General features: G+C 29.3%; 11 protein-coding genes and 3 other annotated features. Of the genes, 10 read left to right on the forward strand and 1 reads right to left on the reverse strand.

The window, feature by feature from the left end:
- Nucleotides 1-86: 86 nt before the first annotated feature.
- Nucleotides 87-296, reverse strand: a binding site (T-box leader).
- A gap of 182 nt (nt 297-478) precedes the next feature.
- Nucleotides 479-2,386 carry a threonine--tRNA ligase gene (gene thrS / locus ACWPW7_RS06440; protein WP_454052840.1) on the reverse strand — a complete coding sequence of 636 codons (1,908 nt, stop codon included), beginning with the start codon at nt 2,384-2,386 and terminating at the stop codon, nt 479-481.
- A gap of 113 nt (nt 2,387-2,499) precedes the next feature.
- Nucleotides 2,500-2,709, reverse strand: a binding site (T-box leader).
- Between the two features lie 174 nt (nt 2,710-2,883).
- Nucleotides 2,884-3,093: a binding site (T-box leader), on the reverse strand.
- A 354-nt stretch (nt 3,094-3,447) separates the two neighbouring features.
- Between thrS and ACWPW7_RS06445 the strand changes: the two genes are divergently transcribed.
- From ACWPW7_RS06445 to ACWPW7_RS06490, 10 genes are all read left to right on the forward strand, one after another.
- Nucleotides 3,448-4,779 (forward strand): SH3 domain-containing protein, encoded by a 1,332-nt coding sequence (locus ACWPW7_RS06445; protein WP_454052841.1) that lies wholly within the window; start codon nt 3,448-3,450, stop codon nt 4,777-4,779.
- A 247-nt stretch (nt 4,780-5,026) separates the two neighbouring features.
- Nucleotides 5,027-5,566: a phosphatase PAP2 family protein gene (locus tag ACWPW7_RS06450; RefSeq protein WP_454052842.1), complete on the forward strand. Its 540-nt coding sequence runs from the start codon at nt 5,027-5,029 to the stop codon at nt 5,564-5,566.
- Between the two features lie 275 nt (nt 5,567-5,841).
- Nucleotides 5,842-7,623: a sigma 54-interacting transcriptional regulator gene (locus ACWPW7_RS06455; RefSeq protein ID WP_454052843.1), complete on the forward strand. Its 1,782-nt coding sequence runs from the start codon at nt 5,842-5,844 to the stop codon at nt 7,621-7,623.
- 260 nt (nt 7,624-7,883) lie between these two features.
- Nucleotides 7,884-9,176, forward strand: a complete 1,293-nt coding sequence (prdC, locus tag ACWPW7_RS06460; RefSeq protein WP_454052844.1) for a proline reductase-associated electron transfer protein PrdC — start codon at nt 7,884-7,886, stop codon at nt 9,174-9,176.
- A gap of 101 nt (nt 9,177-9,277) precedes the next feature.
- Complete coding sequence (gene prdA / locus ACWPW7_RS06465; protein WP_454052845.1) at nt 9,278-11,392, forward strand: D-proline reductase (dithiol) proprotein PrdA; 2,115 nt, start codon at nt 9,278-9,280, stop codon at nt 11,390-11,392.
- Between the two features lie 24 nt (nt 11,393-11,416).
- Entirely contained in the window at nt 11,417-11,668 is a 252-nt protein-coding gene (locus tag ACWPW7_RS06470; protein WP_291565104.1) for a CBO2463/CBO2479 domain-containing protein, read from the forward strand.
- A 1-nt stretch (nt 11,669) separates the two neighbouring features.
- Nucleotides 11,670-12,395 carry a D-proline reductase (dithiol) protein PrdB gene (gene prdB, locus ACWPW7_RS06475; protein WP_454052846.1) on the forward strand — a complete coding sequence of 242 codons (726 nt, stop codon included), beginning with the start codon at nt 11,670-11,672 and terminating at the stop codon, nt 12,393-12,395.
- Between the two features lie 172 nt (nt 12,396-12,567).
- Nucleotides 12,568-13,326, forward strand: coding sequence for a proline reductase cluster protein PrdD (gene prdD / locus ACWPW7_RS06480; protein ID WP_291565108.1), 759 nt, complete (start codon nt 12,568-12,570; stop codon nt 13,324-13,326).
- Between the two features lie 20 nt (nt 13,327-13,346).
- The gene (locus ACWPW7_RS06485) at nt 13,347-13,817 is read left to right on the forward strand and encodes a glycine/sarcosine/betaine reductase component B subunit (protein ID WP_291565110.1); all 471 of its coding nucleotides are present in this window, start codon (nt 13,347-13,349) and stop codon (nt 13,815-13,817) included.
- Between the two features lie 3 nt (nt 13,818-13,820).
- The gene (locus ACWPW7_RS06490; RefSeq protein ID WP_454052847.1) at nt 13,821-14,828 is read left to right on the forward strand and encodes a proline racemase; all 1,008 of its coding nucleotides are present in this window, start codon (nt 13,821-13,823) and stop codon (nt 14,826-14,828) included.
- The last annotated feature ends 290 nt before the right edge of the window (nt 14,829-15,118 follow it).

Here is a 15,118-nt window from a genome sequence, read left to right on the forward strand (position 1 = left end):
ATTAATTATGATAATTCACATCAAAGCATGAGAATTTTTAAATTATTTTTTAAAATAAAAACTCGCCTCTTTTCTATAATAATTAGAAAAGGGACGAGATAATATTCCCGTGGTTCCACCCAAATTGTATATCAAGATTATGATATACCACTTTAAAGATTTTAACGGATTTATCCGGACTTTATTAGAGTCACTCAGAGGTAGTTTTCAACTGATTCTATTTAAGAATACTTTCAGCTAATGTATTCTCTCTCTGTAAATGTAAGGCAGTTTACTCTTCTCTTCACAGCTTTATACTATTATTATCATATTTAAATAAATTTATTACTACTAAAATTATATAATAATAAAAATAAATTTAAAAGAAGTATTTTAAATTATTGTATAATTTTTAGGATAAATATATCTTTATTAAGTCTGTTTTAATATTATTAACTATTAATACTAAATTGAGAGTAATTTTGTATAGTAAATTTTTCTATAACTCTTTACTCTTTATTTCTTTAAGGATTTCCTCAATGAAATTGTCTATAGAAATATTGCCTTCTTCACCATTTTTACGACTTCTAACAGATACTTCCTTTTTAGAAGCTTCTTTTTCACCTACCACTAAAATATAAGGAATTCTTTCATTACGTGCTTCTCTAATTTTATACCCTATTTTTTCAGTGCGTTCGTCTATTTCCACCTTTATACCAAAACTTTTTAATTTATTTACTATCTCTTCACCATAATTATTGTATTTTTCAGAAATAGGAAGTACTTTTACTTGTATAGGTGAAAGCCAAGTAGGGAAAGCACCAGCAAAGTGTTCAGTTAAAATTCCTATAAAACGTTCTATACTTCCAAAGACTACACGATGTATCATAACTGGTCTGTGTTTTTCACCATCTGAGCCTATATAATGAAGACCAAATCTTTCTGGAAGCTGGAAATCTAGTTGTATTGTACCACATTGCCATGTACGTCCTAAACAATCTTCTAGGTGAAAATCTATCTTAGGACCATAAAATGCACCATCGCCTTCATTAACTTTATAGTCATATTCAAGTTCTACAAGAGCCTCTCTAAGCGCTTCAGTTGCTCTATTCCATTCTTCATCGCTGCCCATACTATTTTCTGGTCTTGTAGACAATTCAACATGATATTTGAAGCCAAATACGCTGTAAACTTCATCTATTAGTCTTATTACTCCTTTAATCTCATCTTTAATTTGCTCAGGAAGCATAAATATATGAGCATCATCTTGAGTAAAGTTACGAACACGCATTAATCCATGTAGTGCACCGGATAATTCATGACGATGTACAAGGCCTAATTCACCAATACGAAGAGGTAAATCCTTATAGGAATGGAGACTTGTTTTATATACTAACATTCCTCCAGGACAGTTCATTGGTTTTATTGCATAATCCATTTCATCTATTTCAGTTGTATACATGTTTTCTCTATAATGTTCCCAATGACCACTTCTAATCCATAAATTCTTATTTAATATAACTGGAGTAGAGATTTCTTTATAGTCAGCTTTTTTATGGACTTCTCTCCAAAAATCTATAAGAGTATTTTTAAGCTCCATTCCTTTAGGCAAAAAGAAAGGAAAGCCAGGACCTTCATCAAGCAATGTGAAAAGCTCTAGTTCTTTACCAAGTTTGCGATGGTCACGTTTTTTAGCTTCTTCAATTCTTTCTAAATACTCATCTAAATCAGATTTTTTAGTGAAAGAAGTTCCGTATATACGAGAAAGCATTTTATTTTTTTCATTTCCTCTCCAATATGCACCAGCTAATTTAGTTAATTTTATAGCTTTAATATATTTTGTAGACATTAGATGAGGACCTGCACATAGATCTACAAATTCACCTTGTTTGTAAAATGAAATTATAGAATCCTCAGGTAAGTCATTAATTAATTCAACTTTATAAGGTTCATTCATTTCATTCATTAATTTAAGTGCTTCTTCTCTAGGAAGCTCAAATCTTTCAATTTTTAAATCTTCCTTAACAATTTTTTTCATCTCAGCTTCAATTTTTTCTATATCTTCAGAAGTAAATGGTTTTTCTAGATCAAAATCATAATAGAAACCATCTTCAATTGAAGGACCTATAGCAAGCTGAGCATTAGGATATAATCTCTTAGCAGCTTGAGCTAATATATGTGCCGTTGTATGTCTAAAAGCATTTCTCCCTTCTTCATCATTAAAAGTAAGAATGCTTAATTCACAATCTTTATCAACTATATAACGTAAATCTACAGTTTTATCATCAACAAATCCAGCGGTTGCTACTCTTGCAAGCCCTTCAGAAATATCCTTAGCAATATCTAAAACTGATAATGAGTTTTCATATTCTTTTATTGAGCCATCTTTTAATGTAACTTTAATCATTTTTGTTTACCTCCTTAAAACTATTGACAATTATAGATAATTCTCAGTAAAGCATGAGAATTATTAATTTATTTTTTAAATAAAAAACTCGCCTCTTTTCTATAAATAATTAGAAAAGGGACGAGATACTATACCCGCGGTTCCACCCAAATTGTATATCAAAATTATGATATACCACTTTAAAAATTTTAACGGATTTATCCGGACTTTATTAGAGTCACTCAGAGGCGGTCTTCAACTGGTTCTATTTAAGAATACTTTCAGCTAATGTATCCTCTCTCTGTAAATATAAGGCAGTTTACTCTTCTCTTCACAGCTTTATACTATTATTACTATATTTAAATAAACTTATTACTACTAAAATTATATAATATAAAAATAAATTTAAGAGAAGTATTCTAAAGTATTATATAATTTTTTATAGTTATTTACTTTTTATTTCTTTAAGAATTTTTTCAATAAAATAAAAAAACTCATCTCTTTTCCAAAATAATTAGAAAAGGGACGAGATAATTACCCGTGGTTCCACCCAAATTGTATATCAAAATTATGATATACCACTTTAAAAAAATTTAACGGATTTATCCGGACTTTATTAAAGTCACTCAGAGGTGGTTTTCAACTGATTCTATTTAAGAATACTTTCAGCTAATGTATTCTCTCTCTGTAAATGTAAGGCAGCTTACTCTTCTCTTCATTGCATTTATTATTTATTTAATAATAGCATATGCATATTATTAAAATTTGTATATTACAAATATATATTTATAATATTATATCACTTATAAATTTGATGTCAATAATAATTTCAATGAGAGATATAATCAGCAAGTATGTTATAACTATAGGATTCCACAGTAAAAATTTAATTTATACAATAATTCGACTTCTAAAATAAAAAATTGTACATAGTAATTAAGCATTAAAAAATAATACTTTTTGTATAAATTTAATCTTAAAAATATACTTATTTTTAAGATTAGTAAATATTAATCTACCATTAATGGTTTTATAATCCATGAAAAATTAATACAATATATAATAATATTGTATATAAAGAGGTGAGTGTACTGTTTACTCAATTTTCTTCAAAAGTTGCTAGGGTAAAAACAGAGATGTTATATCCTGAATTTTGGATAAATAATAGCAATACTTCAAAGAGGATAATAATATGTGATGATGAGATAAAGAGATATAATGAAAGATCTATGAAAGGTAATATAGTAGAGGATATATTTTTATTACAAAATTTTCTTGGTGGACAGGAATTACGGAACTTGATTTTATCTATAAGTAAACCTCATTCTACAATTAGATATAAAAATAGTCTTATTTTAGAAAAAGAATATTTTCTAAAATTAAGTAAAAATTTAAATTTAGAAGCTATAAAAGAAAAAAACTTAATACGGTATGGAATGGTTACAAGAAGATCACATATAAAATCTTATCCTACAGAGGATAGAATTTTTAAAAATCCAAAGGATTATGACTTAGATAGATTACTGGAAACGGCGATTAATATTTGCGATCCTTGTGTAATTTTACATGAAAGCAAGGATAAAGAATGGTATTTTATAAAAGCATATGCGTATAAAGGATGGATTAAAAGAAAAGATATTGCTATAGGAGAAAAGGAACCTATATTAAAATATACAAAAGCTAAGGAATTTTTAGTAGTTACAGGTAGAAGAATTTATACTGGATATAATCCTTTTGATGAAAGCATATCTATGATTCCTATAGATATGGGAGTAAAACTTCCATTAGTAAAAGAAGAAGATATTTTAGAAACTATTTATGATATGTATCCTTGTGGAAGTTATGTGGTATGGCTTCCAGTAAGGTGTTATGATGAAAGTTTAAAGTTTACACAAATATTAATTTCGAGAAGTGAAGATGTATGTTATGGATATTTACCTTATACAGAAGAGAATATTATAAGGCAAAGCTTTAAATGCTTAGGAGAAAGGTATGGATGGGGAGGAGAATTTTTTGGAAGAGACTGTTCCAGTTTAGTAGTAGATGTATTTAAGACTATGGGACTAATGCTTCCTAGAAATTCATCTCAGCAAGAGAAGAAGGCCATAGGAATAACTAAGTGTATAGAAAATATGACTATTGAAGAAAAGAAAAAAGTATTGGATACGATGACTCCAGGATGTCTTATGTATCTAGATGGTCATGTTGTAATTTATTTAGGTAAATATTATGATGAATACTTTATAATACATGATACTATAGGTTTTTATATCTCTAGAATATGTAGTGAGAAAAAAGGAGATTTATACCATGTTTCAGCTAAAGGAGTCGCTGTAACGCCGTTAACTTTAATTTATACTTCTGATGGAGAAAGTTATTTAAGCGCTATCAAAACAATAAAAATTTTCGGTTAACATAGTTAAGAATTTATAGTAAAATAATAATAATATATTTTACTATAAATTATGTTAAAAATCTTAAAAAAATAACAAGCCAGTATGTTAGTATATTTTGAATCATATTCCGTTGTTAGCGTATGTTCATAGTACAACTATGAGTAGAATCTGACAGCTTGTCTGATATAAAATACAATATATCTTTAATTTGTTATTTTCTTTTAGATAACTTATATGAGAATTTAAATGGGAGAAAAGATTAAATATGCTTAAGAGTATTCATGCTATTGATAAAATACTAATTGATTTTATACACCATGGATTAAGAAATCCATTATTTGATAAACTAATGCCAATTATAACTCATTTAGGTGATGGAGGAGTTATATGGATAATTATATCTGTAATATGTTTATTTAAAAAAGATTATAGACATATAGGACTGCTTTGTCTTAGCTCCTTATTATTAAGTACTATTTTAACAGAGGGTATAATAAAAAATGTGGTGGAAAGAGTTAGACCAATTATTAGATATCCTATATCAGATCCATTGATACACATACCTAAATCTTTTTCTTTTCCATCAGGACACACTTCATCATCTTTTGCAGTAGCTACAATATTATTTATATTATTACCTCAATACAAAATAATTCCTATAGTGCTTGCTGTACTTATAGGTTTTTCAAGAATTTATTTATATGTTCATTATCCTAGTGATGTATTTGTAGGTATGTTAGTAGGAATTTTAAGTGCCTTTATTATACTTTTAGGGTATAATTTAATAAGAAAAGATAAAGTTTAAATAATTATTATGAATTTTAAAAGCTTAAATAAAATCGTGACTTTGTCACGATTTTATTTAAGTATATGAATTTATAAAATTTTATTTTTGATTCAATATAAAAATTAATTTTACTCAATTTTTTATTTTATATAAAACTAGCTTAAAGCTAGTTAAATTATTGTAATATTTTTAATTTTAATTTAAAAGCAATTAGTAGTATTCTATAGTAACTAAGGGATATAGATTTACTATATAAATGCTAATTGAATTTATAAGGGTGGTAGGAGAAGAAGATGAACATTGGGGAATTACTTTATAAAGTGAAAGATATAATGAATATAGAATTTAAAGAGGTTCTTTATAGTGACACTGTTAAACAGGTTTCAGATATGATGATAACACAGAATTTAGATGAAGTTATAGTGGTTAATGAAAAGCACAAGTTAATGGGGATTTTTACTAGAAAAGATTTAGCAAAAATAAGTACTGAGAGAGAAAATCTATTAGAAGATAAAATTATAAATTATGCTATAAAAGATGTAGTTACTATAAATCCTTATAAATTTGCAAGAGATGCAAGAGATATTATGATCTTAAATAATATTGGACGTCTTCCGGTAATGGAGAAAGATAAGATTATTGGAATAATAACAAACAATAATTTAAGAGATAGTTTTTATCTAAAAGTAGATGAGATATTTAATCTCCAAAATAATATTTTAGATAATATTCATGAAGCTGTATGTATTTGTGATATTAATGGAATAGTAACTTATTGGAATAAAAGTTCAGAAAAACTATATAAGGTTAAAGCTAAGGATATTGTTGGATTGAAAGTAACAGAACATTTTAATAATCCGCTAATACCTAAAGTGTTGAAAGAAGGAAAAGCTATAGAAAATATAAGACATGAGCCTATGAGAGGAAAGTCGGTAATTTTAAGTGTAATTCCAATATATAATCCCCAAAAAGAAATGGTGGCAGTAGTATCTACAGATAGAGATGTAACAGAAGTTGTATCACTATCAAGAAAATTAGAAAGCGCTAATGCTAAAGTAGAAATGTTAAGTAATGCCTATAATAAAGAAATTGCTAATAATTATAGTTTTTCTTATATAGGAGGAAAGAGTAAAAAGATAATTGAGGCTATTAATCTTTGTCAAAAGGTAGCACCAAGCTCAGCTTCTGTACTTATTACTGGAGAAAGTGGGACGGGAAAAGAAGTTTTTGCGAAAGCAATTCACGAAGCTAGTGGAAGAAATGGGCAATTTGTTGCAATAAACTGTAGTGCTATACCTGAAAATCTTTTAGAAAGTGAGCTTTTTGGGTATGTAGAAGGAGCTTTTACTGGTGCTACTAAAAAAGGAAAAATGGGAATGTTTGAATTTGCAAATAACGGAACTTTGTTTTTAGATGAAATTGGGGACATGCCTCTTGGTATGCAAAGTAAACTTTTAAGAGTACTTCAAGATGGCGTAATATATAAATTGGGTAGTGGCAAACCTGTTTATACTAATACAAGAATTATAGCAGCTACTAATAAAGATTTAAAAAAGTCTATTAAAGAAGAAACTTTTAGAAATGATTTATTTTATAGATTAGCAATTGTACAAGTTGAACTTCCTCCACTGAGAGAGCGGAGAGAAGATATTAAAGATTTAATCAATTTATTTATCAGTCAAGTGTCAAAGAATGAGAGAATAGAGATAAAGGAAATAGATAATAGAATCTATAACATATTATCATCCTATAAATGGGAAGGAAATATAAGAGAACTAAAAAATGTAATTCAAAGGATGGTTCTATTATCTAATGTGGAATGTATATCAGTAGATAGCATTCCAAAATATATATTAAGTTATGAAGAGGAAAAATATTTTATAAATAAAGATATTGATTCAGAGGACAAATACAACTTAGAAAAAATGGTTAAAACTTTGGAGTGTGAAATAATAAGGGAAGTTATGAATATTACTGGCGGCAATAAAGTTAAAGCAGCAGAAATTTTAAAAGTAAAAAGAAGCACACTATATTATAAATTAAAGCAATATAATATGTTAGACACCTGTCAATAAGTTGACAGGTGTGTTGATTTTTTGACATATATATAATGATTGAAAATCTTTATATAATGGGAGATTAAAAGTATTCTAATAAAATCGTAGTGAAAAAAATGTCAGTTTTTTGACTAAAAGGAAAAATAAATAAAATTTATTAATGAAGCGTTTTGTATTTATTAGGGCTATTTTCCAATGCTTAACTATAAATTTTCATAATATTAATGATATTGGCATGGTTTTTGCTGGTAAATAGAGTAAGAAAAGGAGGGGAATCTATGAGTAATATGTTTAATTTTCCTTTAAAAATGCATATAGGCGAAGCTTGTGAACCTATTGTGAAAGAAGGACAAAAAGTAAAAAGAGGAGAATGTATTGCAAATCCTACAAAGGGATTAGGTGCTAAAATTCACAGTAGTGTTAATGGTGAAATTTTTAAAATAACAAATAGAGAAATAATAATTTTATGTGATAAAAATCAAAACAAAGATTATGTAAAGATTAAAGAATGTAATAATATTGTTGATACTGTATTTGAAGCTGGTATAGTAGGGGCTGGTGGAGCAGGATTTCCCACCCATATAAAACTTAAAGCTGAAATACCAGATGGATATATAATAGCTAACTGTGTAGAATGTGAACCATTACTAGAACATAATATAAGACTTTTAGAGGAAAATCCTCAAATAGTTATAAAAGGAATAAAATATGCAATGGAAGCTACTAAAGCTAAAGGTGCATACATAGGAATAAAGGCTAAAAATGAAAAGGCTATTGCTTCTATTGAAAAAGAGATAAATGGAATTGATAATATAAAAATAAAAAAGCTTAAAGACATTTATCCTATGGGAGAAGAAAGAGCTTTAATTCATGGGATTTTTGGAAGATGGTTAGAACCAACGGAACTTCCATTAGCAGCTGAATGTGTTGTATTGAATACGGAAACATTAGCAAATATAACAAGAGCTGTAGAAGATAAAAAACCTGTTATAGATAAAGATATAACTATAGCTGGAAAAATTAAATGTGGTAAAGAATCTAAAGTGTTTTTTGATGTTCCTATAGGAACTCCTATAAAGGAGTTAATTGATCAGTGCGGTGGAATAGATGGGGAATATGGTGAGCTTGTAATAGGTGGACCATATACAGGAAAAGCAGAAGAACTTGAGGAAGCTACTGTAACAAAAATATCAGGAGGAGCTATAGTAACTATAGAATTGCCTGAATTTAAAGGCAATTTAGGATTGTTAGTCTGTGCTTGTGGAGCAAATGAAGAAAGATTAAGAGACTTAGCAGGTAAAATGAAATCAAATGTTGTTAAGGTAGTACAATGTAAAAATATAGTCAATGTTAAAGGCGCTAACAAATGTAAAACTCCTGGAGATTGTCCAGGACAGGTTGCTGTAATTTTAGACCTTAAAAAGGCTAAAGCAGAGAGAGTATTGATTTCTAATTGTAGTGATTGTTCAAACACTGTTATGAACTGTGGACCTAAGGCTGGTTTACCTGTATATCATCATACAGATCATATATTTAGAACTGTAGATCACAAATTAACTAGAAGACTTTAATTATGTATTTTTCACTTGTTATTTTATAAGGACTACATTTGTTGAATATTCATAATTGTAAAACTACATTAAAATAGTAGATTAAAAGGAGGCCTTTGATTATGTCAATGAGTAGGGAACATGCAGAAGCTTTAAAAGATGAAGTTGCGGTTGTATGTTGTAGAACAGAAGCTGGAACTATAATCTCAGCAGATAATTTAGAAGATCCAGAAATTTTCCCTGATATGGTTGATTCAGGATTATTAAATATACCAAAGGATTGTTTAAAAATAGGTGAAGTTTTAGGAGCTAGGTTAATTAAAACTATAGATTCGTTAACACCTTTAACTTTAGAATTATTAGAAGGGCTTAAAAGCTTATCTACAGATGCTGAAAGCAAAATGAAAGAAAGCATAGATGAAAATGCTAAAGCAGTACTTAAAGTTAATAAAAAGTTAGGTCAAATTATTTCAAGTGATGATTTAGAAAATCCAATGCATTTTGAACAATTAGAAGATTCATTACTTATAAAATTGGAAGAAGATGTATTAGCTATAGGAGAAGTTGTAGGAAAAAAATTAAAGGTTGATGCAGTTGCATTAACTTCAGTTACAGGAAACATGCTAGAGGGATATGATGAGGCGGCAGTAATACCAAATCAATCAGAAACCATTACAAGCTTTAACGGTGGAGTTCTCAAAATTAAAATAGCTGAAGGTAAAGGAATTGATATTGAAGTTCCACTAACAATGACATCAATGTCAGAATCTCCAGCAAAAATGACAACTACTAAGACTCAATTATCAAATATCAAAGCACAGGAAGTAAAAATAGAAGATAAATGTCAAGTAAAAGAAGTGATTTTAGAACCTAGAAAAGTAAGAAATCTAACTAAAAAACACTTTAAAATAGATGAAGTTAAGTTTGGAGAAGAAACTAAAATTGAAGGGACAACTCTTTATATAAGAGAAAATATTTGTGAAGATGCAGTAAATGAAAGTGAGTTAGTGAAATCAATAAAAGTAGATATAATAACTCCAGAAAAATATAATATCTATTCTGAAACCATAATGGACGTACAGCCAATAGCTACAAAAGAAGCAGAGTCAAAACTAGGTACAGGGATTACAAGGATATTAGATGGAGTAATTGTAATGGTTACTGGAACTGATGAAGATGGAGTACAAATAGGTGAATTTGGTTCATCAGAAGGTATATTAGAAGAAAATATAATGTGGGGAAGACCAGGTGCTCCAGATAAAGGTGAAATTTTTATAAAAACAGAAGTAGTTATAGCTAGAGGAACTAATATGGAAAGACCAGGACCGTTAGCAGCACATAAAGCAACAGATTTTATAACTCAAGAAATAAGAATGGCACTAAAAGATTTAGATGAAAGTTTAGTAGTTAATATTGAAGAATTAGTTCAATATAGAAGACCAGGAAAGAAAAAGTTGGTTATAGTTAAAGAAATAATGGGACAAGGTGCAATGCATGATAATTTAATTTTACCAGTGGAACCAGTTGGAGTTCTTGGAGGGAAACCAAATGTTGACCTTGGAAATGTTCCTGTAATGTTGTCACCATTGGAGGTATTAGATGGAGGTATACATGCATTAACTTGTATAGGGCCAGCATCTAAAGAGTGTTCAAGGCATTATTTTAGAGAACCATTAGTAATAGAAGCAATGAAAGATGAAGAAATAGATTTGGCAGGAGTTATTTTTGTAGGTTCTCCACAGATTAACTCTGAAAAATTCTATGTATCTGAAAGATTAGGAATGATAGTAGAGTCTATGGACGTAGATGGAGCTATAGTTACTACAGAAGGTTTTGGAAACAATCATATAGATTTTGCTTCTCATATAGAGCAAATTGGGATGAGAGGAGTAATTTGTGTCGGTATGTCTTTCTGTGCTGTACAAGGAGCACTAGTTGTTGGTAATAAATATATGAAATATATGGTTGATAATAACAAGTCAGAAGCAGGAATAGAAAATGAGGTTCTTTCCTGTAATACCCTTTGCAAAGAAGATGCCATAAGAGCATTAGCTATGGTTAAGTCTGCTATGTCAGGTGAGGAAGTTAAAGCTGCTGAAAGAAAATGGAATCCAAATGTTAAGGAATCTAATTTAGATGAAGTTGAAAAAGTTTCTGATATAAAAGTTGATAGAGTAGAAAATGAAACTTCAATACCTATGAGTCAAAAAAGACTAGAAAAATATGCTACAAAATAGTGATTTTATGTAATGAGGTAAAAGATGCGGTACGGAGATAAAATTATTGAAATGCAAGGAATAATAGTAGAAGTACAGGATGGAGCCGTTGGGATTGATTTAAAAGGTAGGCTTGGTTACATGAAGATACCTATGAGAATGCTTATAACAGATTACCCTCTTAAATTAGGACAAGAGGTTGGGTTTAAAATGAGTTTTCCAGAGGTTTTATCAGAAGAAGCAAATGAAAAATATGTAAGTAATATTGAGAAAAGAAATAGAAAGGCGGGAAAGTAATATGGATTATTCTATTGTTAAGAACTTACAATCAGAAATATTTGTACCTATAACACCACCACCAGTATGGTCACCTGTTACAAAAGAGCTTAAGGATATGAAGGTAGCTTTTGCAACTGCAGCAGGAGTCCACTTAAAAACGGATAAAAGATTTAACCTAGCAGGGGACTTTACTTATAGAATAATACCAGGAGATACACCATCATCTGAACTTATGGTATCACATGGTGGTTATGATAATGGGGATGTTAATAAAGATATAAACTGTATGTTTCCTATAGATAGATTAAAAGAATTAAAAGAAGAAGGATTCATAAAAGAAATTTCATCAATACACATTGGATTCATGGGTGGTGGTGGAAATCAAGAGAAGTTTTCTAATGAAACAGGACCAGCGATAGCAAAAATGTTAAAGGAAGAAGGAGTAGATGCTGTAGTATTGACTGCAGGTTGAGGAACTTGTCATCGTTCAGCTGTATTAGTACAGAGAGCGATAGAGGAATCAGGGATTCCTACAATTTGTATAGCTGCATTACCACCTGTTGTAAGGCAAACAGGAACACCAAGATCTGTAGCTCCACTTGTACCAATGGGAGCTAATGCTGGTGAACCAAATAATAAGGAGATGCAAAGAGATATATTAAAAGATACATTAAAACAGTTAATAGTTATAGATACTCCAGGAAAAATAGTAAGTCTTCCATATGAGTATATAGCTAAAGTTTAGAATATAAAATCCGACTTTCTTTTAAGGAAGTCGGTATTTATAGTTAATTAAGGTATCAAAGAAGAGTGATAAATTAAAAATTTCATTTAATTATGATTTTAGTTTAATAATATTTATTTTGTAATTTTAAAATATAATTAAAATTTAAGATTATTAAAAAATGGTGAGTTTTATGAGTGATTATAAAGAATTAAGAAAATTAATAATTAAAGCTTTTCATATTAAAGAAGTTAAATTTTCTACCAAAACTTATATAGAAGAAGGTATTTTATATTTAAGAGAAGATCTAGGGAATATATCCTTTAATAAAGAATACATTAAAGATATAAAATTAAATATAATCTTCCCACAGGATAGAGATATTTTTGTAAATTCTATTATGGATTTTTCTCCAATTGCCACCAAGGTGCTAGGTAATATAGGAGAAGGAATAACTCATGTGCTTACAGGAGCTATAGTTATGGTTAATGGTGTAGATGAAGAAGGTGTACAGGTTGCAGAGTTTGGATCATCAGAAGGTATACTTAATGAACAAGTTAAATTTAATAGAGCTGGTACGCCAAGAACAGAAGATATTATTATACAGATGGATTTTACCTTAAGATCTGGTATGGGTGTTTATAGGCAAGCTATAACTGAAGTTCATCGATGTTGTGATCTAGTAGTACAAGAGATAAGGGTAAACTTGAAAACACTCAATGGAAGACTTTCTACTGAAAGGTATGAATATTATGATAAAGTCAAGAAAGATAGAAAAAGGGTAGTAATTATAAAACAAGTTGCTGGACAAGGTGCAATGTATGACACTTGTTTATTTGGAAATGAACCCTGTGGAACAATTGGAGGTAGGTCAATAATTGATATGGGGAACATTCCTATAATTGTATCACCTAATGAATATAGAGATGGAGCTTTAAGGGCAATGCATTAATGTTTAGGAGGAATTTAATTATGGGAGTAGGACCATCAACAAAAGAGACTACGCTACATCATTTTAGAGATCCATTAATTGATGTAGTAGCTAATGATGAAGATGTAGATTTACTAGGAGTAATTATAGTTGGAACCCCACAGGCTAACGAAGATAAAGTATTTGTTGGACAAAGAGTGGCTACTTGGGTAGAAGCTATGAGAGTGGATGGAGCAATAATTTCTGTAGATGGCTGGGGGAATAGTCATGTTGATTTTGCTAATACCATTGAAGAAATAGGGAAAAGAAATATTCCTGTTGTAGGATTAAGTTTTATTGGAACTCAAGCTAAATTTGTAGTTACTAATAAATATATGGATACTATAGTTGATTTTAATAAGTCAAAAGAGGGAATAGAAACAGAAGTTGTAGGTGAAAACAATATTTCAACTTTAGACAGTAGAAAAGCACTGGCTTTTTTAAAATTAAAGATGAGAAAAATGGGGGAGTAAATCATGAAAATTATAAAGTCTATTCAAGCTATAGATTCTCATACTATGGGAGAACCAACCAGAATAGTTGTAGGTGGAGTTCCAGTAATAAAAGGGGATACTATGCCAGAGAAGAAAGCTTATTTAGAAAGGCACATGGATTACATAAGAACAGCTATAATGCTTGAACCGAGAGGACATAAAGATATGTTTGGCTCTATAATAACTCAGCCGGTATCTAAAGAAGCTGACCTTGGAATAATATTTATGGATGCTGGAGGATATTTAAACATGTGTGGTCATGGATCTATAGGTGCTGCAACTATGGCTGTTGAAACAGGTATGATTGATATTAAGGAACCATATACTGATATAGTTTTAGAAGCACCGGCAGGGTTAATTAAAGCAAGAGTAAAAGTTGAAGATGGTAAGGCCATTGAAACTTCCATAGTTAACGTTCCATCATTTCTATATAAAGAAGGAATAGAAATAGAAGTGCCAGAAATAGGGAAAGTAATAGTAGATATAGCTTTTGGAGGAAGTTTTTTTGCACTTGTTAAGGCAGAAGAACTAGGAATAGATATTAATCCTAATAATGCTACAAAGCTTAGTGCAGCGGGAGTAATTATAAGAGATATAATCAATAAAACAGTAGAAATAAAGCATCCAACCTTATCACATATAAATACAGTAGATTTAGTAGAGATATATGGATTACCTAAAAACCCTAATGCTACACTTCAAAATGTAGTTGTATTTGGCGAAGGTCAGTTAGATAGATCTCCTTGTGGAACAGGAACAAGTGCTAAAATGGCAACTTTATATGCAAAAGGAAAGCTCAAAATATCAGAGGAATTTATATATGAGAGCATTTTAGGAACTATGTTTAGAGGAAAAGTCATTGGAGAAACTAAGGTAGGGGAATACCCAGCTATAGTACCTGAAATAACCGCAAGTGCATATATTACAGGATTCAACCATTTTGTAATTGATGATAAAGATCCAGTAAAATTTGGATTTAAACTTTCTTAATATAAGGTATTTTATTAAGGTATATGAGTAAAGGATATCTAGTTTTGATAAAGTATGGATAAGAATTTTTTAAATGTAAAAGTAAAATATTAATTAGGATTTAATGTGATTATACTAGTATAATCATAAATATAGTCAATATTCCGCTCTACTTTATTATTTTACAATAATAATATTAGAACAAGAATATTGACTATTTTCATGTCTAAAATTATAAAATTAAAAAAATATTATGCCAAAAGTTTGGAAATGGAAATAGAAATAGAGGTTAAATATTAATGAATTTTTAT

It is taken from the genome of Clostridium sp. Marseille-Q7071 (assembly GCF_965112025.1).